17 protein-coding genes are annotated in these 23,138 nt (G+C 33.9%); 6 read left to right on the top strand and 11 right to left on the bottom strand.

The features are described from left to right. Nucleotides 1–412 precede the first annotated feature (412 nt). The gene (locus LUA86_RS08840; RefSeq protein ID WP_231460258.1) at nt 413–1,816 is read right to left on the bottom strand and encodes an MFS transporter; all 1,404 of its coding nucleotides are present in this window, start codon (nt 1,814–1,816) and stop codon (nt 413–415) included. Between the two features lie 299 nt (nt 1,817–2,115). On the opposite strand from LUA86_RS08840, the gene LUA86_RS08835 reads away from it, so the two are divergent. Then, a complete protein-coding gene (locus LUA86_RS08835) occupies nt 2,116–2,571 on the top strand; it encodes a nuclear transport factor 2 family protein (protein ID WP_231460257.1) in 456 nt (151 codons plus the stop codon). A 105-nt stretch (nt 2,572–2,676) separates the two neighbouring features. On the opposite strand, the gene LUA86_RS08830 is transcribed toward LUA86_RS08835, so the two are convergent. Further along, nucleotides 2,677–2,922: a DUF3253 domain-containing protein gene (locus LUA86_RS08830; protein ID WP_231460256.1), complete on the bottom strand. Its 246-nt coding sequence runs from the start codon at nt 2,920–2,922 to the stop codon at nt 2,677–2,679. A 92-nt stretch (nt 2,923–3,014) separates the two neighbouring features. After that, nucleotides 3,015–5,474 (bottom strand): glycoside hydrolase N-terminal domain-containing protein, encoded by a 2,460-nt coding sequence (locus LUA86_RS08825; RefSeq protein ID WP_231460255.1) that lies wholly within the window; start codon nt 5,472–5,474, stop codon nt 3,015–3,017. 217 nt (nt 5,475–5,691) lie between these two features. Between LUA86_RS08825 and LUA86_RS08820 the strand changes: the two genes are divergently transcribed. Further along, the gene (locus tag LUA86_RS08820) at nt 5,692–6,570 is read left to right on the top strand and encodes an AraC family transcriptional regulator (RefSeq protein ID WP_231460254.1); all 879 of its coding nucleotides are present in this window, start codon (nt 5,692–5,694) and stop codon (nt 6,568–6,570) included. Between the two features lie 96 nt (nt 6,571–6,666). Here LUA86_RS08820 and LUA86_RS08815 read toward each other — a convergent pair whose 3' ends face one another. From LUA86_RS08815 to LUA86_RS08800, 4 genes are all read right to left on the bottom strand, one after another. Further along, the gene (locus LUA86_RS08815; RefSeq protein ID WP_231460253.1) at nt 6,667–8,244 is read right to left on the bottom strand and encodes a SusD/RagB family nutrient-binding outer membrane lipoprotein; all 1,578 of its coding nucleotides are present in this window, start codon (nt 8,242–8,244) and stop codon (nt 6,667–6,669) included. Between the two features lie 11 nt (nt 8,245–8,255). Beyond that, a complete protein-coding gene (locus LUA86_RS08810) occupies nt 8,256–11,372 on the bottom strand; it encodes a SusC/RagA family TonB-linked outer membrane protein (RefSeq protein ID WP_231460252.1) in 3,117 nt (1,038 codons plus the stop codon). 544 nt (nt 11,373–11,916) lie between these two features. Further along, nucleotides 11,917–13,293, bottom strand: coding sequence for a YeiH family protein (locus LUA86_RS08805; RefSeq protein WP_231460251.1), 1,377 nt, complete (start codon nt 13,291–13,293; stop codon nt 11,917–11,919). Between the two features lie 151 nt (nt 13,294–13,444). Further along, entirely contained in the window at nt 13,445–14,053 is a 609-nt protein-coding gene (locus LUA86_RS08800; protein WP_231460250.1) for a class I SAM-dependent methyltransferase, read from the bottom strand. Between the two features lie 131 nt (nt 14,054–14,184). On the opposite strand from LUA86_RS08800, the gene LUA86_RS08795 reads away from it, so the two are divergent. Then, nucleotides 14,185–14,454, top strand: coding sequence for a hypothetical protein (locus tag LUA86_RS08795; protein ID WP_231460249.1), 270 nt, complete (start codon nt 14,185–14,187; stop codon nt 14,452–14,454). Between the two features lie 52 nt (nt 14,455–14,506). Here the strand turns inward: LUA86_RS08795 and LUA86_RS08790 are convergent, their stop codons facing one another. From LUA86_RS08790 to LUA86_RS08775, 4 genes are all read right to left on the bottom strand, one after another. Further along, entirely contained in the window at nt 14,507–16,579 is a 2,073-nt protein-coding gene (locus LUA86_RS08790) for an FUSC family membrane protein (protein ID WP_231460248.1), read from the bottom strand. A gap of 400 nt (nt 16,580–16,979) precedes the next feature. Further along, on the bottom strand, nt 16,980–17,219 hold the full coding sequence (locus tag LUA86_RS08785) for a hypothetical protein (protein WP_231460247.1): 240 nt from the start codon (nt 17,217–17,219) through the stop codon (nt 16,980–16,982). A 102-nt stretch (nt 17,220–17,321) separates the two neighbouring features. Next, the gene (locus tag LUA86_RS08780) at nt 17,322–18,068 is read right to left on the bottom strand and encodes a LytTR family DNA-binding domain-containing protein (protein ID WP_231460246.1); all 747 of its coding nucleotides are present in this window, start codon (nt 18,066–18,068) and stop codon (nt 17,322–17,324) included. Between the two features lie 9 nt (nt 18,069–18,077). Further along, on the bottom strand, nt 18,078–20,000 hold the full coding sequence (locus LUA86_RS08775; protein ID WP_231460245.1) for a histidine kinase: 1,923 nt from the start codon (nt 19,998–20,000) through the stop codon (nt 18,078–18,080). A gap of 415 nt (nt 20,001–20,415) precedes the next feature. Here LUA86_RS08775 and LUA86_RS08770 point away from each other — a divergent pair, with 415 nt between their 5' ends. From LUA86_RS08770 to LUA86_RS08760, 3 genes are all read left to right on the top strand, one after another. Then, on the top strand, nt 20,416–20,616 hold the full coding sequence (locus LUA86_RS08770; RefSeq protein WP_231460244.1) for a hypothetical protein: 201 nt from the start codon (nt 20,416–20,418) through the stop codon (nt 20,614–20,616). Nucleotides 20,617–20,956: 340 nt separating this feature from the next. Beyond that, on the top strand, nt 20,957–21,889 hold the full coding sequence (gwsG, locus tag LUA86_RS08765) for a grasp-with-spasm system ATP-grasp peptide maturase (RefSeq protein ID WP_231460242.1): 933 nt from the start codon (nt 20,957–20,959) through the stop codon (nt 21,887–21,889). Between the two features lie 159 nt (nt 21,890–22,048). After that, nucleotides 22,049–23,137, top strand: coding sequence for a hypothetical protein (locus LUA86_RS08760; RefSeq protein WP_231460240.1), 1,089 nt, complete (start codon nt 22,049–22,051; stop codon nt 23,135–23,137). The last annotated feature ends 1 nt before the right edge of the window (nt 23,138 follow it).

Below are 23,138 nucleotides of genomic sequence, written 5' to 3'. Positions count from 1 at the left end.
TTTGAATGAGATGTGAGTAGTTAAGCAAATGGCATTTAAAATTGCAATGTTAACACAAGCATATTAAAATTATATTTACTTTAGGGATTAAGTTAGTTAAAACAAAGTTACATTCGCCGCTTCTTTACCTTTGGTAATTGTGTTGGCATTATGCTTTTCGATTATTGTTTAAAGCTATTCATTTATCCCTTCAATCTATGCCATCTTTTTAAATGCAGTAATATTACTGCCCATACTATATTTATACGTTTTGAGCAGAATAAATCTTTTAACCTACGCTGTGTACATCATCTCCATGTAAGCTGGCATCTTATTGGAAGTTGATATTAAAATGATTAATACTATGCAGCAAAACTCTTCCATCAAGACCATAAATTGCTACTTCTTATTTGAGTTTGATTTAGCAGAAGCTTTAGGTGTTCATATTCAGTCCGTCTTTCTCGTGTAAACGCCTGAAAATAAAGCTAGAACAAATGGTAAGGATACCAATAACCCAAAAGGTTTTTCTAAAGGCATCGTGTATGTCTTCGGTTATAACCTTTACATCTCCCTGAAAAATCTTTAACACAATTAAACCAAATGCAACGCCAAAGCCAATGGCCAGTTGCTGATTAACCGATACTAACGAATTGCCACTACTGGTATGATATAGGCGTAAATCTGCAATGGAAATGGTATTCATGGCAGTAAACTGTATAGAATTAAAGAAACCCAATATGGCTATAATAGGAATGTAGTAGTAGATGGATTGGCTTACCAAAGGCAAACCCATACAGCATATTAAAACACCAATTATAAAGGTGTTTACCATTAACGTAGAACGATAGCCGAAACGGCGCAGAATTTTTATCACTCTGGATTTACCAAGCATGGCCGTTAAAGCCATCGGAGCAACCATCCAACCAGAAACCACGGCAGATTCATTATAGGCAATCTGCACCATCATAGGCAACAATAATGGAACTGAACTAATACCCAAGCGGGTAACCAGATTACCAAGAATGCCTACTCTGAAGGTTCTTACTTTAAATAAATTTAGTGGAAATATTGGGTTATCATCACTACGGGCATGGCGGTAGTAAAAATACATCAGCATGAAACCCAGTAGCAATACAAACAAGGCTGGCGTTACATAAACCTCGCTACCAAAAAGTTCTAAACCAATAGACAACGCCAGCGAAGCTGCTGCAAAAATTAAGAAGCCACGTAAATCAAAATCTATAACTGTAGAGCGATAATCGGGCATATATTTTAAACTAAGTGCAATACCAAGTATGCTCATCGGAACATTGATAAGAAATATCCAATGCCAGGATAAATAATCAACCATGTAGCCGCCTACAAGCGGCCCTAACACCGGACCAATTAATGCCGGTATAATGGCAAAATTCATAGCATTGAGCAAATCTTTTTTGGCAAATGTTCTGATTAAGGCCAGTTTGCCAACGGGTGTCATCAGGCTGCCACCAACACCTTGTATCATTCTGGATAAAACCAGTTGTGTAAGGTTGGTAGAAAGTGAGCAACATAAAGAACCTAAACCAAATATAATGAGCGAGAAGATGAATATCTTTTTGGTGCCGAATTTATCTGCTAAAAAACCACTGATTGGCATAAAAACCGCCAGGGTTAAAACATATCCAATAATTGCATTTTGCATATTGAGTGGCGATTCATTTAAATCAGCGGCTACAGCACTTAATGAAGTATTTAAAATGGTAGAATCGAGCATCTGCATAAAAATAGCTGTTGCCAAAATTACCGGTAACATTTTTTTTGTTGCTTCCTGATTCGGTACTGTAATGGTTTTCTTCATAATGGCGTGTAATTCCTTAATCTATTGGAAGCTTTGGCAAGCCTTAAATTTCGGAATTATTTGAATTTGTAGGAACAACAAAACAACATTAGAATGGTTTTTTGAGTTCTTTAATGCTTAATCAAAAATTTAACTATGAGTATCACCTCTTTAAAGCACACATAAAATATAAATAATTTAATTCAGAATGTTATAAATTGCTTTAATATGCGCTGAATTTCAATAACTTAACCTCATTAATTATTAAAAATATCGGCATAAAATAAACTTAATTTCTTAAGTTTAAATAAAAATTCAAGATGAAATCATTCCTAACCATCCTAATCGTAACGGTTACCAGCTTTGCTGGTTTCGCTCAAATTGATACAACAAGTTTTGCAAAAGAACGTGCAGAAATACGGACGTTGCTTCGCAATCAAAAACCAGGCACACTTATAGATTGCAATGATTTTATTGCCGTTGGTCCAAAAGGTGATATATCATTTTCTCATGAACAATGGGTTGAGGTACAGAAGAAAGAAAAACTGATATTTAAATCTGTTCGCCCCATTCCCGGAAATGAATTTATAAGAATTTATGATGGTACCATGGCTGTGGTTAATTTATTAATTGAGGTTAAATTAGTAGTAGACAATAAAGATGTAGATATTAAAGTACGCAGACTCGAAGTTTACCATAAAAATGCAGGTAAATGGTGTAGAGTTGCAGGCCAGGGCACACAGGTAGATGAAAATTTGTTTCCGGTTAAAGGATAGCAGTAGTGCTTAATATTTAAAAATTATGAATTTTATTGATTAATCAGTGAAATCTAGAAGTATAAAAATGCAGTTTATGTTTAAAGCGAACAGAATAATTCTAAATCATACAATTTTGATTCTTACTGGTCCTTTGATATGATTCGTATCAATTCTGCTTCCTTTTTGAGTGATGATTACACGTCCGTCCTTTTCAAGTTCTATAGCAACTGCTAAAACTTCTTTCATATGCGTTCGCCAATCATCTGGAAATAAACCTCGTGCAATTTCTGATGGGCAAGTACTTTTTTCTGGCCCGCGATTTTGAGCTGTAGAAATAATAGATTCGGCAATATTTTTTGGCTTTACCATATACGTTTAACAATGCATCGCGACAATTGCTTTCATCTCTTAAATTAACTTTAGATACTCTAATGGTTTTTCAGAAATGAATTTTCAATAAACTATATTTTTATTAAATTATACTTTTTGCCTTTGGTAGTCGCAAATTTCATGCTGTAACCACCAGCTGTTTTTTCGAGTTTTGCGTTAACGCCCCTAATTGCAAAAGGAGTAGCAGATTGAACTTCGCAAGTATTGCCTAAAAGTGAAATAATTTCGGCATGATTTAACAAGCCGTTATCCCACGATATGGCGACTTCAAAACCACCACGGGCTCGCAATCTAGTAATGTTACCATTTTTCCATGCTTGTGGCAAGGCCGGTAATAATTGTATATTATTCAGGTGACTTTGCAAAAGCATTTCTGCCATTCCAGCTGTACCCGCAAAATTACCATCAATTTGAAAAGGTGGATGTGCATCGAAAAAGTTTGGATACGTTCCTCCCTGACGGCCATTGTCTTCAGAAACATCAACATAATTTAGCAGTCCCCTTATTAATTTGTAAGCATGGTCGCCATCTTTCAGTCTGGCCCACCAATTGATTTTCCAGCCTTTGCTCCATCCTGTGCCTAAATCAGTTCTAAGTTCAAGTGATTTTTTAGCAGCGGCAAAAAATTCAGGTGTTTTTTCAGTGATTTCATAACCCGGATATAGGCCATACAGGTGAGACGCGTGCCTGTGTAATGGATCTGTTTCCTTAAAATCTTTATACCATTCTTGTAAGCCTCCATTCTGCCCAACTTTTAGAGGATAAAGCCTTGCCTGTTTAGCAATTAAGGTATCTCTAAAAGATTTGTCGATACCCAAAATTTTGGCTGCTGCAATGGTGTTGGCAAATAAATCGCGAATGATAGACATATCCATTGTAGTGGCCATTGATAAACCTTGCTCTACCCCATTTTTATCGAAAAATTTATTTTCGGGAGAGGTTGAAGGCGCAGTAATCAGCAATCCTTCCTTATTTTCTACCAGCCAATCGATAGAAAATTCGGCAGCTCCTTTCATTAATGGATAGGCTTGTTCTTTTAAGAATTTTTTATCGCCAGTGTATAAATAGTGCTCCCATAAGTGTCTGGTTAACCAGTTGCCGCCCATATACCAATTCGCCCAAACCGGATCGCCATCGCCACGGTCGCCAACCGGATTTGCAGTTGCCCATATTTCAGAATTATGGTGTGCAACCCAACCTCTGGTACCATAAAATTCTTTTGCAGTTTGCTTTCCGGTAACCGATAAATCCTTAATAAAATCGAATAAAGGCGTAGTTAATTCAGATAAATTTGTAACCTCCGAAGGCCAGTAATTCATTTGAGTATTAATATTTATCGTATAGTTTGAGCTCCATGGGGCACGTAATTCTTTATTCCAAATGCCTTGAAGGTTTGCTGGCGGGCTTCCGGGTTTCGAGGAAGAAATTAAAAGGTAACGTCCAAACTGAAAATATAGCGATTCCAAATCCGTATCCTTTGCGCCTTTACTGTAAGCTTTTAAGCGGGCATCAGATGGTAATTTAGTATTTTGGTTATCAATTCCTTTATTTAAGCTAAACTCAACCCTGTTAAAATATTGTTGGTAATCTTTTACATGTTCGGCTTTTAAAGATGCGTAAGATTGATTAATGCTGTTTGATATAAGTTTCGAAGCAATAGCATTTTCATCCTTACCTTCAGCATCGGGGCATTTATCAAAGCCGTTGAAACTTGTGGCTGCCGCAACGATGAGCATTACCTCAGTTGCATTGGAAACATGGATGCCAGTTGCGTCAATCTGCAGGGTTCCATCCTTTAATTTCGGACTAATTCTATATTGAAACCTCATACCATTACAACCAGATGTATCCTCCTGAACTATTGGCTGCCTGCCAGTAACGTTATAATAATTTGGATCTACATGAGCTGGTGCTTTCCCCATTAAAACCAGTGCCTTATCTTTTGAAACGACTGTATTTTTCAACAAGCTGTTTGCCGATACATCGAACGTTAAACCTCCAACTTTTGAAGAGGTTAGGTAAATAACGAGAACATTTTTATTTAAGGATGTAAAAGCTTCGCGGTTATAGATTACGCCATCTACCGAAAAACTTGTTTTTGATATGGCTTGAGAAATATCCAGTGTTCTTTTATAACTATTTGATGTTTTGCCCTTAAAAGATTGCTTTATAATCAAATTACCTAATGGCATGTAAGATTCTGTATAAAAGCCCTGCATTTTTTTAGCCAGCAAATTTGCCTTCGTAAAATTTTCCTCTTCAATCAGCGCTTTTCTTATTTCGGGTAAATAGGCTTTTGCACCCGGATTGATAACCTTTTTAACCGGTCCGCCGCTGTACAAGGTACTTTCGTTTAATTGGAAAAGTTCATTTTCGACACCACCAAAAACCATTGCTCCGATTTGGCCATTACCGATTGGTAAAGCTTGCGTCCATTCTTTTGCAGGTGCATCATACCATAGTTGTAAATTGTTTTGAGCAAAACTTGTTAACGATACAAAAAGTAAAATGGTAAGGGTTATATATCTCATAACTGGTTGCAGGGATTTAGGAAGTTTTTTTGACCCGAATTTATCAACTTATTTCACAACAATTCACAGCTACTTAAAAAAAATATGTATTATTTTAAATTGAAAAGCGGAAGCAAAAAAATCCCATTGAGCTAAAATTATATATCTTTATTACAGATTTATATACAATCCCTAAATAACTCACATTAAAGGAAGAGTTACATTAATAAAATCTGCAATGCCGAACCGTTTCAATCAACAGCGATACTCACTGCTCAATGTAGACTACGTAGAACTTTCTTCAAATTGGCAATATGCTAACATCATAAGTCCTTACATAAGAATCTATTACATAAATGGCGGTAGTGGCTATCTCTCAGATGCAACCGGAAAGGTAATTCTTGAGGAAGGTTATTTATACTTAATTCCGAGTTTTACTATGATTACAATGGCTTGCGATACCACTTTAGCACAGTATTATGTGCAATTTTTTGATGATGAAGGTATTGGATATTCTATGTTGCAAGACATTAAATCGATTCAAAAAGTGCCGGCATCCGTATTAGATCATCATTTATTTAACAGACTTCTGAAGATTAATCCAGACCGGGGCATTCGTAAATCTTATGACCCTAAAAGTTACGAATATGAAGCCTTTTATACAGATTGTAAGCAATTAAATTATAAGCAGCATCCTGCAGTTTTTCATGAAACACAAGGCATACTGCAACAACTAAGTTCCAGGTTTTTAAATAAACAAACCGAAAGCAGAATCCATTACAACCACCATTCGAAAAAGATGGTTGAAACAGTAAATTACATCCTGGATAATTTAAATCTTGTTTTATCGGTTTCGCATCTTGCACAAAGGATAAACCACGATAGCGATTATTTTTCCCGACAATTTAAGCAACATACCGGGATGAGACCGATTAATTTCGTTAACCAAAAACGTGTAGAACGGGCACAATACCTTATGGCTACAACTGCTTTAAACTACAGTCAGATTGCTACACAAATTGGATTTGATAATCTATCGTATTTTTCAAAAATGTTTAAAAGATTTACTGGTTTGGCTCCCGGAACGTATAAAAAACAGATGTATCCACCGCATTAACAAAAACATCTTTCCATAGTTATAATTTTTTTTAAAAAAAATTTGCAAAAAAAATGGCCACCATCTCAGGTAGCCATTCTCCTATTTTAAGTTATTTTAGAAATTGCTTGTAGTTGTTGTATCCCACCATAAACGTGATGCAATATCATCTTTACCAGAAGCTAAAAATGTAGATGCTTCAGTTACCGCAGCAGCATTACCTGTTCTTTCTGCCGGAACATAAACAATTCTTTTAATCCATTGATCTGAAGTGATAATACCCCAATCCGGGCTACTATCATTTTTAGCTACGTGCGGAATTTTAGGGTAACCTGTTCTTCTAAAATCTACCCAAGCCTCTAACGTATTTGTAAAAGTGGAGAGATATTTTTGAGTGATAATTTTCTCAAGTTTTAACTCGTTAGAATCTCCTGCATTCCAGGCAACTGTAACGGTAGAAAGTGCGGTAAAACTATTTCTCGCATCTTTAGGGTCGATGTAATTAATTGGTTTGCTAGTTGCATCTGCTAAGTAAGCATCAACACCAGCAGCTCCCCAATCAGAAAATGAAAGTCTAACACCATTCTCGTAATTTGTTTTGGCATCACCTGCGTTAGCCCAGCCTCTTAAAGCAGCTTCAGCCTTTAAAAATGAAATTTCTGCAGCTGTAAACCCTCTTCGGTTTTGAACAGTTTTAAAATCAGAACTTACTGTAGAATAAGAGATTCTATCATCTTTTGCATTGATAAAAGCCCCACTACGAATACCTTTGTATTTATAAGTCGGGTGGTCTGTTACTAACGAAGCATCAGTAACTTCATTAAAATATTTAGCCATACGTCCGTCTTTTAAACCTACCATAAAAGATTCCATAGTTGCACCCATACGTGTATCACCCCAATCAAAACTGATCATAGAAACCGGCATTACGTTACCATTTAATGGAATCATAAAGTTTTCTGAATTGGCGCTAATTAATCCAACAGGATCTGCCAAAGCTTTTTCACCTTGCGTTTTAGCCACTGCAGGACTTACTTTTACTAAACGCATTGCCAAACGAAGACGAACGGAGTTAATCAATTTTAACCATGAGGCTATGCTGCCTTTGTAACTTGGATCGAATTTAGCGAAGCCAGTGTAATTAGGACTTGCTTTGAAGTTTGCTTCAATTTGATCTAATTGAGTAAACATGTTGTTGTACAAATCAGATTCTTTATCGTATTTGATTGTACCTAAACCTGCAGTTCCGTAATTTGAGAAAATAACAGGGCCATGAATAGCCGTTAATTTAGATATTGCCAATATTCTAACAAATTTTGCCCAATCGCCAAAAAGCGGAAGATTTTTTTCCTGAGCCAATTGAATTACTTGTTTAGAAGGCGACATAACACTTCCATAAACACGATTCCAGTAAGCATCAATCCAACGTAAGTAATAAGTTGTATTGTTTACACCACCAACATATGGCGTAGGTGCACCCATATAACCCATCCAATTATCATAACATAAATCTTCTTCAATTTGATGACCCATAAGATTGAATAACATTACAGAGAAAGAAGAACCTACTAGATTAAAATCCTGTTCTAAAAGCTTATCTGTTATTTGATTGGGATTTGTATTAATTTCTTCGAAATTTTTGGTGCAGGAATTGAATAAAATCAAAGCGAGCACCACTAAACATATTTTTTTCATCACTTTATTTATTAAAAGTTCAATTTTAAATTAAATCCATAAGAACGGGTTGCAGGAACAGCAAAAACATCATTTGCCTGGTTGCTATTACTTGTGCTCATTGCTTGTTCCGGATCGAAAGGCGCTTTTTTATAGAAGAAGAATAAGTTTCTGCCTACTAATGAAACAGATGCAGATTTAAAGGTAGAGCCTTTAAGTGGAATGTTATATGCTAATGAAACCTGCGCTAAACGCACATTGGTTCTGGAGAACACATAAGTTTCCATAATTCCGTTTCTATCACCAATTACGCTGTAGTAAACTTCCGGATCTATTGAAGTAACAGGTGTTGTACCTTGAATAGCATTAATTGGCATAGTGGTTCCTGCATCGCGAATTTCACCAGTTCTTTTACTAACACCATACGAATCTAAGAATGCTTCTGTTTTTGAAAATGCGACACCACCAAACTTAGCTGTAACTAAAGCACTTAAGCTGAAATCTTTGTATGTAAATGTATTGTTCCAACCTGCTATAAAATTCGGGTTTAGATTTCCGACATATTCCTGGTTTGTGGTCCTTGTTGGCTTACCATCAGTATCTAATATAATTTGCCCGGCAGCGTTACGTGCCAGTTTGTAGATGTACAAATCGTTGAAAGAACCACCAGATTTAATAATTGAATTAAAACCTTCATCATTACTACCAACCTGATAATTAGGATTATCTGCAATAAGCTCTACAATTTTATTTTTATTTTGAGATAAATTCACAGTAGAATTCCATTTGAAATTATCAGTTTTGATAGGGTCGCCACCTAAAGTTAACTCAAAACCCTGATTGTTTACCTTACCTGCATTAACGTAATAGAAAGTATAACCAGATCCCGAAGGCGCAGTTAAAGAAAGAAACTGATTAGTGCTTGAATTTTTATAATAAGTAAAATCTAAATTTAACCTATCATTAAAGAAACGGGATTCTAAACCAATCTCATTACTGATAACTTTCTCAGGAACCAATGTAGCAAATGGAGTTTGTGTATTTCTGTTGATACCACCTATACCATCCGGACCACCAGCACCACCAATGGTGTTACCAGGATTTACAATATTATATGGCACTTCGTTCCCAACTCTTGAGGTTGAACCTCTTAATTTTAAGAAGCTGATTGCTTTTGGCAGTGAAACCATTTGGCTAATAATGGCTGATAAACCTGCCGAATAGTAGAAGTATGAATCGTTACCCGTGGTAGCTAATGTAGAAGCATAATCATTACGACCGGCTAAATCTAAATACAACATATCTTTAAATCCTAATGATGCATTGGCAAACAAACCCTGTTTTTGAACCCGGCTAAATGTTTGGTTAACTACCAAATTATATGGTAAGTTAGCAAAACTGTAAAAGTTAGGGTATTGCAATGGCACAGTTCCGTTACTGAATGTCATTCCATCATTAAAAGTATAATCTTGAATACTTGCGCCTAAAACACTGTTTAAACTAAATTTACCAAAGGTATTATCATAGTTCAAAATCGCATCTCCATATAAAGCCTTATCGTTGTACTTTGAATAATTCCAGCTACCATTACTACTTACACTTACCGAGTTACCACCGGCAGCATAACGATAATCTAATAACCTATCGTTGTAATCAATGTTTCCTCTTACATCAAATCTGAAGTGAGGCAGGAAAGAATACGAAGCCTTTGCTGTAGCAATTACCCTATGGCTTGTTGTAAGTTTAGGGTCGTTATAAAGTTCCCAATACGGATTATTTTGTTTTTCTTCTGTAGAATACCAGTTCTGTCTGAATAAATTTCTGGTTGTATCAAAGATTTGATAATTGTTTTTGAAACTGTCGAAATCACGTTCACGTGCGAAAAGGTATAAACCTGTTAGGGGGTTATTATAATAACCTGCACCCGGCCGATTTTTTGATTTCTCATAAGAGAATCTTACGTTTCCGCTTAAAACCAATTTATCATCAAATAATTTAGTTTCCTGACTTAGAGTAACATTATGTTTATTGTATGTACTTGTAGGTACAACGCCAGTTGCATAGTTATTTCCGTAAGAAAAATAGTTTGTTGTTTTTTCATTTCCTCCTGATACAGAAATAGTGTTAATGGTGTTTACACCAGTTTGGAAAAAATCTTCGATATAGCCACTTTGATAGTTGCCTTTTGTTTTAGACCAACTTCTATCGTTACCGCCAACAGCTCCATAATTGTACTGAAACTCTGGTAATGTAGCAACTGAGCTAAAATTGGTTGTAGAGTTTAAAGCAATAGCAATCTTACCAGCCTGTCCTTTTTTTGTATTAATTAAGATTACACCATTAGCGCCTTGGCTACCATATAAAATTGCACCATTTGCGCCTCTTAATATCGTTACCGATTCAAAATCATCCTGGTTTAACGCTGATAAACCATCTCCAGCATCTGTACCACCATAAGAGCCTGGCTGTCCGCCTTTATTGTTTACTACCGGTACACCATCAATAACAAATAGTGCTTCACTACTCCCTGCAATAGATTTAGAACCCCTTAAAACAGTTTTTGTAGAACCACCAACACCCGAATTGCTAATACCCACATCTACACCGGCTGCCTTACCACTTAAAGCCTCCATAAAGTTTGGCGCACCTGCTTTGGTTAACTCAACCGCGTTAAGTTGTTGTGCAGCATAGGTTAATGCTTTTTTCTCACGCTTTACACCTAAAGCGGTTACAACAACTTCATTTAAATTGGCACTTCCCGATGGTAAAAGTTTTATCGTAACATTAGTTAAGTTACTGATATTTACTTCCTGCGGTGTCATGCCGATATAAGAAATAACTAAAACAGTAGCATTATCAGGAATGTTAAAGGAGAACTTACCATCAGCATCTGTTACTGTTTTAGCATTCGTGCCTTTAGCAACTACTGTAGCACCAGGCAGTGGACTACCAGTTTCATCTGTTACTAAGCCAGTTATTGGTTTAAAAAAATTCATTTTGGTGCTGCCCGTGTATTTAGCGGCTTCCAAAGATTTCAGAATCACGTTCTTTGCATTAGTACCCTTTGCACTTGCTAAAGTTGGCAAACCGATTACTGAAGCACTCAGCAAAGCAAATTTGAGTACGTTTCTGGTTGTGCTAGAAAACATTTTTTCTTTAACACAGTTGCTGGAATAAATATCCCTCATGTTCATACTGGTTGGTTAGTTATTTAGTTTTAGGTTGATTATATATTAGTTTCTCAGAATTCGAATTTGCTAGTGCACAATTAAACTAAAACGTTTTATGCATATTTTAAAGCTTTATTCTTTCTGAAAGAAATTAATCAATTTGGTTTTTGAGTATTTAGTTTGTCGGCTGCTGGCAATCAGAATATAATATTGAATAAAACAATCCTCAAATACTTATATTTTGCTTGATACTAGTAAAGCTTTAGTTAATAATTTTTTCTGTTCAGATACTTATCGAGATAAATGGGATGATTCGTATCGACTATTGTAAAATTGTGTAACAAACTTATTATATAATTTTTATTAATGTTTGTACCAAAAAGAAAATTTGTTGTACAAATCCGACTTATTCAACCAAAAAGTGACCTTAGATTAAAATAGTTTTATCTGTTTAACCTTTCAATAAAAACCAAAGCATTTTAATGAAACGCTTAAAAAAAGATTATGCTGATTTATGAAATGGTTATTTAAAATCAGGAACTGGAAATAAATAGCCGCCAAATAAAATGTACGACCATAAAAGTGTCCAGATGATGTTAAAAATCTGAGCCGTAACAAATGTAAGCGCTGGTTTTCCGCCTTGCAACTTAACCAACGATGAGAATTTAGCTTCCATTCCTATCGCGATAAACGCTAAGGCAAACCAAATGGTTCGAATACCATTTAAGGTAGGTGCTACACTTTTAGCTGTTTCTACAGATAATAGAAAAGAAAACACAAGTGAAGCGCCAATAAAACCTAAAACAAATTTCGGAAAGCGCTCCCAAACAATCTGCAAGCCAGGCTTTTCAACTTTTGCAGCTTCTATTGCTACGCCATCAGTTTTTGGTTTTTTGTAAGCCCACCAAATGGCAATAAAAAAAGCAGCTACACCAATAAAAACATTTTGCGAAAATTTTGCAATTACACCTGCTTTAACGGCTATTGGTCCAATTAAATCTCCGGCAGCGGTTACTGTTGCAGTAGTATCAAGGGTTCCACCTAACCATGCTCCGCCAATCACTTCAGGAATGTTGAAATATTTCACCATCCATGGTAAAATAATCATCATCGGTATAGCCATTATTAGCACAAGCGTTGTTACATAAGAAAGTTTCTTTTTGTCTCCGTTGATGGCACCCGCTGCAACAATTGCTGCAGAAACGCCGCAAATAGACACTGCTGAGGCGAGGATAATTCCAAATTCATCATCTACTTTAAGTTTTCTGCTTAACCATAAAGAGAAAAACCAAACCGCAGTCACCACAATAATAGCCTGTATTATACCCGGCAAGCCCGCTTTAATTAAATCTGCAGAAAGTATAGTTGTACCTAAAATAACCAGTCCGGTTTTAATGTAAAACTCAGATCGTACTGCTTCCTTTAACCATTTTGGCAAATTAAAAAGATTACCCAGTATAATTCCGATTAGAAGCGCAAATACCACATATTCCAAACCGTAATAGGCTACATTTTTATTTCCTCCTATGATAAACGAAAGTGTTGCCAACATGTAAATCAATATAAAACCCTTTGCAAAGCGAATTAGATTTCCTCCGGATAATTGAATTGCAATTCCGGCTAATGCTAAAAATGCAAGGCCGGTTTTAATGATAAGCCAGAGATTGTTTGTAGAAAGAATTTTATCAAATAAATCTGACTGGTTGCTCCATTTATAAACCGGCAAATTCAAACTTGCAGCATTAACTTTAAGCAATAAAACAATAGCAATAATAAATGCACCCAAAATTAAAGCCCACCAATCTTCGGTAATGGATTGTAAAAACGTTTTCTTATCAGGCGTAATCCCCGATTCAGTTAAAGAACTGCTATTTGCTAAGTTTTGGTTTTTTACAGACATTTTTTACAGGTTGATGATTCTAATACGGTTTAATAGCAATAATTTAAAAGTGTTTTTTGCAAGTAATAAAGGAATGAAAATAGTTATTACGCACCAAATATTGCTTCTTTATATACATTGTTCAGCTAAAATGATACAAATTGCATTCGGCTTAAAGTTTCTGAACACACCAGGTAGTCATACACCTTAAATTCTGCACATTGGTTGTTTTAATTGGTTCGTGCAAAACACCACCTAAGGTTTTGGTTAGCTTTAAAAGCATATCCTGATTTACTAGAAATCTTTCAGATTCATCGGGTAAAATGTATCTGCCATTACCAATTGGTTGCACTAAAGATTCGATACCAATATCAGAAGCTAAACGAACGAAAAGAAAACCACCTTTTCGCAACACCTTCCACATAGCACTGAGCATGGTTTCGAAATGCTGTTGATTATTTGCGAAATGCAAAACAGCACTGCTGATAACCAAATCAAAAAAATTTTCTTTAAATGGCATTAGCGCTACATCACCAATAAGAAAATGATTTTTTAAGCTTTGCCGTGATAAACTCAAAGCCAGTTGCTTGACCGATTCTATTGCATCTGGATTGTTATCAATTGCATAAACATCGCAGCCGCTACGTAAAAAGAATTCAATATTCTTACCGCTACCGCAACCCGCATCTAAAATGCGCTGACAGTTTGCATAAGTACCTTTCATCAGTTGGTCGAAAAGATAAATGTCGATATTTCCGTAAATATTTTGGATAGACTCCATAGCTTTAATCATCATTATAAAGATATAAAACATGATTTGATATGTGGTTAACAAACCCTGATATAGATATTCAAAATATTTCGTAACCTTTTTGAAATCTCATTGTTATTAATATCTACCCATATACAATTATGACGACTAAAGAATATATCTATATCCCTTTTAATAAATCAGTAAATAACTATTTGCATGAAATGGAGTTAATCTCTACTGGCTTGTTTCACGTTAAAACAGTTTTAAGCAAGGATAATAAAACGCTAAGCATTGAGAGAGAAGATGAAAATCTGGTATCCATAATTGTAAATCCTGTTTATGCAATTATTACCAAATTGGCAGAAAGCGACATAGCAAAAGAGATTTACGAAACCATAAAGCAAAACACAAAACGCGTTTGTAATTAAGCGATAAATAGGTAAAAGCTGAGTTTTAAAAATTTATTTATGCCGGATGTAATCAGATTAATTCTTTGTAATGAGATTTAAAATTTTCTGATAATACTAAGATATGAGCTAACTTTTGTTCAGGTAAATTCTTTTGTCTAATAGCACCCTCATCTTCCTCGTGCAGATTGTTTAATTTATCATCTTCAAAACTTAAATTTTTAGATATTTTATTGATGATATTTTGTTCAAAAATGGTTACATCATTGTCTAAAATATTTAACGAAGTAATCAAGGCATTCATCTGATATATAAACAGTTGAATCTGATAGTAAGTATTTAGACTGCCGCGTTTTCTGAAAGGTTCCTGACTGGCAGAATCTATACCTTCTGAAAGTGATGATAGGCTCATATTTGCATCTTTCCTTGATATTCTAAGCAAATTTTTATCTGCTTGATGTTGGCTGCTGACCGTATTTATTAAATAGGTTTTTGTGAGTTTTATGGCCTGATTAATTTTATCTTTTAGTTGTTTACTATCCCATATAGGAAATAAAATTGATGCACAAACGGCTATCAAACAGCCTAGAATTGTAAAAAGAATCCGTTCTTGTATAATATGATCGAAATGCCCATGATAACTTCCAAGTGTTAAAATTACTGCCGGAGTAATGAATAAAACGCTGATGGTATAATTTATCCGGTTGAAAGAAAAGAATCCAAGTAGAAAAAACACAGATAAGCTTAACAGTATTGCCGGGCTTTTAATTAAATAGATTAATACCAAACCAAGGATAATACCACCCAAACTACCTGCTAACCGCTGCAGGTTTCTTCTCCAGGTTACGGTAAATTTTGGCCTTGCCACAATAACCAAAGTCAAAAACAACCAATAACTATATTTATTTAAAGATAATTGACTTATTAACAAAAAACCAAAAAGGAAACAAAGCGCCAAGCGTAAAGCAAACCTGAAAAATGGTGATTTAAACGATAAATTTTCTTTCAAAGTAGAATTGTCTACCGTTACAAATGCCGGGTAATTCGGCTTGATACCAACTATTTCAGATTGTAAATTTTTTGCTGTAGTGTGCGCTTTAATTAATTCAAGACTGTGCACTACAGAATCTGTATTCGCAATAAACTGCGATAGAAAATCCTTTTGTATGGCTGTTGCATTTGCTATTTCAACGTTCAGTAAATCAATTAATTCATGATAATTCTGATTTGAAGAATGGATAGAATCTTTGCTTTTATCTTTGATGTTTCTTGCCAAATCTTCGAGTTCAAAAGCCAGTAAATTTAGTAGCTTCGTCATTAAGGCAAGCGATGATGCTTTCAAAACTTCACGTACACGAGCATAATCGTAATGTACGGCATTAAGTTGCTCGTATAAATCTATCAGCAATAAAGCCCTACCCAATAAAATCTGCCCCTCATTATTATCTGGCGCCATTGCCTGTTTATCCGTTAGCAATAAATTACGGATGAGTTCATGCTTTTGATTTACCTTTATGTGAAGTTTAATAATTTCTTTCTGCGATGCATCAAAGGGTATATTAACATCATAATTATTCGCCTTGGCCTTTAAAAAAACTGCACTACTCATCATACACTCAAAAATTGCATGATTTAAGGAGCGATAAGGAAAGATTAAAATCTGTAATAAACTTACCAGATAGTACCAAACACCGCCAATAAGCATGTAAAAACTAAAATGAAATGGATTTACGGGATGCAAGCCCATAACAAAACAGCAAACCACAAGTGCCATTGTACCAATAATACTAATTCGGTTTCCGTACACTGCAAACATCGAAAAAACAAAGGCGGCACCTGTCATAACAACTGCAAGCAACCACGCAGACGATAGCGAAAGTGAGATGATAATGGTTGTTAAGAAAAACACCACAATGCCATATAAGGCAGTTTTAAATTTATTGAACTTATTATCAGGAAAATCTGTTAAGCTTACCAATAATGCTCCAACACCAATTCCAGAAGCCATTTCGGGTAGTTTGAGCCAAAAAAACAGCACTATTGGCAAAACAATTGTAATTGTATTTCTCAATGCATCAGAAAAATACTCACCCAAAAAGAAATATAAAATATTTAGACCGAAAGATCTTTGTTGGTTAGACTTCAAAAGAGATATTGATTTTATGGCGCAAAAATAAGGATTATAATGCCATAAAGCTTTATGTTAATGTAAAGAAATCTACAGTTTAAGAGAAAATTTAACGGTAATTATGTTACAATAGGATATTATTTTGCAAGCCAGAATGCGTAATTATCAGGACCAAAAAAATAAGTTAATGAAAGCAATAATATGATTAAGCTTATTGGCCAGATAAATGAGAATTTATCTTTAGGAGTATCTAATATTAATTTGGTTAGTTGCGAGTTACGTTTCGACATTATTGGGATATTATAACTGTTATAACCCTAACCAGCAAAAAAAGTTTTAGAAGCTATTAAATTTTATTGAGAACGTTTGTTATGCCTCGTATAACTTTAATTCTGAAAATTTAAGTCAGCAGAAAACATTAGTTTATAGCCAATTGCTTATCAACATTAAATATCTCGCTTATTTTCTGTAAAAAAGGTTCTTTTATTTCGGTACCCATAGAAAGGATTAATGCGTTATTCTTTCTTTCCAAATGACCGCTAAAAATGCCATCTATTCTAACAGCATATCGTTTTGCATTAAATTTCTCAGCATTTAGAACGATAATTGTTCCATCGAAATTTATTATTCTGGTTTCAGTTTTTGCTGAATTATACATAGGCTTAGTGTTATTATTACACTTATTAAACGCTGTAATTGTATTTTAGTTTAAAAAAAAATAAAAAATTGAATTTTGTTCAATCTTCTAAGCTGATAGAAGCTATGCGATATTTTCTAAATACCGTAAAACTTCATCTTTTTTTCGGCTTGAAACTAAAATCTTTACTTTATTTTCCATTTGTAAATAGCCTTCGCGATAGTATTTTTTTACATATTTAAAATTAACTAAATAAGATTGATGGCATCTTAAAAAACCAAAAGGCGTTAGCAAACTTTCGTATTCTTTTAACCCTTTGGAAACCAAAATTTCGTTACCATTATTCAAATAAAAGGTTGTATAGCCTTTATCGCTTTTGCAAAAAATAATATCCTCAATAGATACCACCTCGATATATTCAAGGCTTTTTAAAGCGATGCGTTTTGTTGCCGCTAGGCCTTGCGCAAGATAATGCTCTTTGGCAATGGCAAGTTGCTGCTGCCCTATTGCTTCCTGCTGACGATGATGATAACATTTATTTAAATGAGTGGTTAATGATAACTCATCAATGGGTTTAAGCAAGTATCCAAATGCGCCTAAATTTAGAGCCTGAATGGCATATTGGTCATAGGCTGTTAAAAATATTACCTGAAAATCATTTGTTCCAATTGCATCAAATAAATGGAAACTATCTCCATCTTTAAGTCTGATGTCTGCTAAAATTATATCGGGTTTTAAGGCAGGTATTTCTTTACCGGCAACTGCAATTTCACCTGCCGAACCTACAACTTCAAGGTAGTCTATCTTTTCAACAATCTGCAAAATATGCTGTAAAATTCTGATTTCGTCTTCTAAAATGTATAGCTTCATGGCTTATATTTAATCAATTGTTACCGGGATTTGAATTTCGACATGCACACCAGTTTCAGCATCCCCCAGTTTATTCTTTACTTTGAAATAGGCATTTTCTCCATTTTGTGTAAATAACAAATCCATTCTTTCTTTTAAAATAACCTGAGCAAGCGATTGCTTGTTGTGCTTTTCATTTTGCTTTGCTTTTAAGCCGCTGCCATTATCATCAATTTCTATAATTAACTTTTCATTTTTGATTGTGAAAGATATTAAAAGCAAACCTTTATAAGTTAAATTTCTAAATCCATGCTCAATTGAATTTTCTACAAAAGGTTGAATAAGCATTGGCGGAATTAACGTTTCTTGCGTATCTAAATGCTCATCAACTATAATCTTATAATCGAAAGCATCGGTGTAGCGCATTTGTTGCAGGTGGAGGTAGTTATTTAAAGAGCAAATTTCGTCTTCAATTTCGATAAAATCTTTTCTATTTTGCTCTAAAATACCACGCAATAACCCCGAAAATGATTTGAGGTATTGAACAGATTCATCATTCTGCCCAGATGCAATAAGGCTTTGTAAATTTGCGATAGCGTTAAATATGAAATGTGGATTTAATTGAGCCTGCAGCATTTTTTGCTCTACATTTAACCGCTTATTTTCGGATTTAAGCAGTTTATTTTTTTCCCTTAAACGCTGTTGGCGATAAAATATATAAAAGAAGGAAAGCGCACTTACAAAAACCAATATCGTTAAAAAGATAGTCCAGCGTTGCTGCCCGATAATGGTTTCATTAAGTTTATTTCTGGCATTTAATTCAGCAATATTAATGTCTTTTTTCTCAGATTCGTATTTTTCATGCATTTCGGCCACTTTAACCGCTTCAATTGCTTTATAACTTCTTAACTCGATTAAATAAGCAGAATCTGCAGCTTCAAGCGCATGTAAAAAATCGCCCTTCATTTTAAAGGCATCAACCAAACCATTGTAGTGCATGGCCTTTTGTTTACCTGAAATATCTTTTTTAGCCAAAGCAATGCCATCTCGGAAGTATTTTATAGCAGAATCTGGCTGCTTATTTTGATAAAAAGCGGTTCCAAGATTATTAAAAGCAACATCATTAAGGTTATTGCTCCTTTTTAAGTAATCGAAGAAAATTTTGCTACTTGCTAATGCCTTACCCGTTTGTAACTGCTTACTGTAAATTTGTGCTTCGTTATCATAAGTTCGGGCTATAGCTAAACTATCGTTTATTTTTAGAGCTAAAGCTCTCGCCTTAGCATTATAAAGAGACATTTTTTTAAAATCACCTAAACGGGATGCCAGTAAAAATGAAATATCAAAATAACGTTGACTTACAACTGTATGTGTATTATAAGGGTGAAGCTTATAATAAATAGCAGCATACTCAATTGATTTTTTTTCTTCGTGATTTTGGAAATATGCCTGTGCCAGTAAATCATAAAAACGATATGTTAATTTACTTTTCACCTGCTCAGCAGCTTTTAAAGCAGAAAAAATTTCGCTCATTAAAGGTGGATCTACCATTACGCCACCACCTATTTTGAGATTTATGATAGAACTTACCTTAAGAAATTCTACATCCGAGTTAGGATTTGTACTCTTAATTTTTTGATAGCTTGCTAAGGCACTGTCTTTTTTCTTATCGTAAACGTATCTACGTGCTTTAAAATAATAAATAAAAGGATTTGCCTCACCCCCATTGCTTGAATTGAGCAGACTATCTTCCTTTAAAATAACTTCTTTAACTGATGATGACGGCAAAGTATCTAATGAAATAATCAGCGCCAAATAATCCTTTTTATTTGATTCAACTGGTGCTACTCCAATTTCTATTTTAGATTTTTTTTCATCGTTTCTGCAATTTGAAACCAAGAAAAAACTAAAGATTAAACAAAAGGTATATGTGATTTTTTTATCAAACGTCATGAATTAAGTTATCGTTAGTAAAATTTTGCCTCTCCAAACTTTTAGTTAAAATATAAGAAGTGCCTAAAATATAAATAGTACAAGCTAAAAAAAATAATCATCAAATATCTGCTGGATTTCAGCTCATATCTGTATCGGTTTGCGCTTTATTTGAGAATAAACAAAACAAAATCATGCTGTTCAAAAACAATTTAATTTATGGCTATCTGAACCTTAAAATCAGCATATTCAATCGTTTAAACTTTTTTTCAAAATAGATTCTTTAACGAATTTACCTCAAAAATTCACGAAAAAACATTCAAACCTTACACATATTAACTACCTGTTGTAAGCCATACGTTGTGTATCGATTTTAGATTAATTAAAAACCTAAACGCCAGGGTAAGTTGGCGAAACCTTAATTAAGTTATTTATTATGAAAACAAACAAAAGCTTATTTGAAAAGAAAATCGATTTAAAAAGTTGTCAAATTAATGGGGGAAGATTGGCTGAAGAAGCTACTCAAAAAGAAAGTTCAACGGCCACAAGTACTGATAACTGTTCAGACACAAAGTACATAACAAAAACAGACAAAGGTACTGTGATAAAAACATGTACAGACTTCAACTGCCCTTAATTATTAAAGTATTTTAATAAGCAGATTTTTAAAAATTTAAACACAAAAACATGAAAAACAACAAAAATTTATTCGAAAAAAGGATTGATCTATCAAGCTGCCAAATCAACGGAGGCCGACTAGCTACAACTTATCATGAATGCTCGAGCGCAACGCAAGCCCGTCATTGCTCTGACACCTACACTACTACTTTTGATGATAATGGTAAACAGACCGGATCGAATATGGATTTTTATGATTGTAGCCCTTGCTAGTTGAGTAAAAACAATTTATTAAAAAGCGGAGGCTCTGCCCTCCGTTTTTGAAATACTAATTAATTAAAAGCTGAATTTATAAACCTATGATTTTAATTTTTTCTATTGATGATGATTATTCTACAAGCCGAGTTATTAATTGGCTAATATATCTAAAAAAAGAATTTATTCGCATTAACGAAAGTACCAGTGTAAAATTAATATCGCTTAAAGATCAAGGTTTCTCATTAAATATTGATGGTAAAATATTGAAAAGCAACGAAATAAGCAAAATATGGTACAGAAGAGGCGATTTATATTTGATGAATAACTTTAAAAGCAAGCATATTGACAATTATTTATCTATAGAAAATACATGCTTAGTGGAATATATGCATTATGCTTTTGATAAAATCAATTCTGTAAATAATTTTAAAACTAGCGATATTAATAAATTATACATTTTAGATTTATGCAAAAGATTTAATGTACTTGCTCCAAATTATGTAGTTACAAGTTTCAAAAACGTACTTATAGATTTTTACAATAAAGAAAAAAATATTATCTCAAAACCTCTTAATGCACCATTTTCTGTTTACGACTCGGAAAATTCGCTTCACATGGCATACACCTGTGAAATAGTCCTTGATGATATTCAAAGTTTACCAGATGAATTTGTGCCTACATTTTTTCAGAAAAATATTATTAAGGCCTACGAATTAAGATGTTTCTATCTAAATGGGAGCTTTTATGCAATGGCTATTTTTTCGCAAAATAATAATAAAACCAAAGTAGATTTTAGAAATTACGACAATTCAAAACCCAATAGGATAACCCCATATGAATTGCCCAAATCGTACAAACGCAAAATAAAAAAGTTGCTTGATGCGATAGGTTTAAATTGTGCATCTTTCGATATTGTTTATTCAAAAGAAGATCATCAATATTATTTTTTAGATCTAAATCCAATTGGTCAATTTGGGATGGTTTCTACACCCTGCAACTACAATTTAGAAAAGCAAATCGCCTTAAATCTCTAATATGAAAAATATCGAACTCGAGATACTTATTGGACATGCTCCTATCCATTTAAAATCTTTAATAAAAAAAGATAAACCTAAATACCTGATAAAAACCAGGCAGTCAAAAATTTTTACAACCAATAGTTTGCAATTAAACTTTCTCTATAAATCCCCATTATGAACAATTTATTTTTGAGAAATCAATTATGTGTGCCAGTAAATGGATACAACAGAGCAATTATCTATGATATTCTTAGAAAGGATTATTTTCTTATTCCAAAAGAACATTATGATCTTCTGGATACAAACGACTTCATACAATTCGACAAAATTAAAGATGTTGCAGAGCGAGATGAACTCATCGATTTTTTGATGAAAGAGGAAATTATATTTAGACTATCTAATAAAGAACAAAAAAAGCATTTCACAATTTTGGATAAGAATTTTGAAACTCCTAATCGCGTAACTAATGTTATTATCCATTCGAACATAGATTCTAACTTTTTAAATTTAATTAAAGTTGAATATCTTTTAAATCTATCAATTATATCGGAGAATATAGATGAAAACTTATTTTCGATTTTAGAAAAAGTCAGTCAGCTTGAGATAGATAGTATTTATCTATATATCGAAAACATTAACATTGAAAATTTGGAAGCGTATAAAAAGCAAATTGCAAAATACAGTATAATTTTTTCAGTAAATTTTTTCAATTCAAAAAACGTTGTAGAGAAAACGCAACTATCTCAAAACATATACTATAACTTTTATGAAGAAGAATTTTCTACCTATAAAAGAAATCTCAGTATCGATAAATTGGTTATTAATACAGAACATTTTCTAGAATCTAACAATTTTCATTCTTACTATTTTGGCAAAATCTACATCGATGAAACTGGAAATATAAAGAATGGGTTAAATAATTTAGAGAGTTTTGGTAGTATCAAATCAATGACTTTAACACAATTTTTAGAAATAATTTCATCATCAAAATACAATGAACTAGGCGAAATAAAAAAACATCAGATGCTGGTATGTAAAGACTGTGAATTTAGATACATGTGTGTAGATAGTCGTGTGCCAAGCAAGGGTGCAGAACATTGGTTTCATCATTCTGAATGTACTTACAACCCCTATATTTCGAAATGGAATAATGAAGAAGGTTATCTCAATTTAAAAGATTCTGGAGTTACAATTTCTGAATCAGGTTGTACAATAAACGAAGAAAAGTTATCCGAAAATTTCGACAGAATTTGGAATACTTAAC

Source organism: Pedobacter sp. Leaf132, assembly GCF_920984695.1.
Lineage (GTDB): Bacteria > Bacteroidota > Bacteroidia > Sphingobacteriales > Sphingobacteriaceae > Pedobacter.
This window is presented reverse-complemented; position numbering and strand designations above follow the sequence as displayed.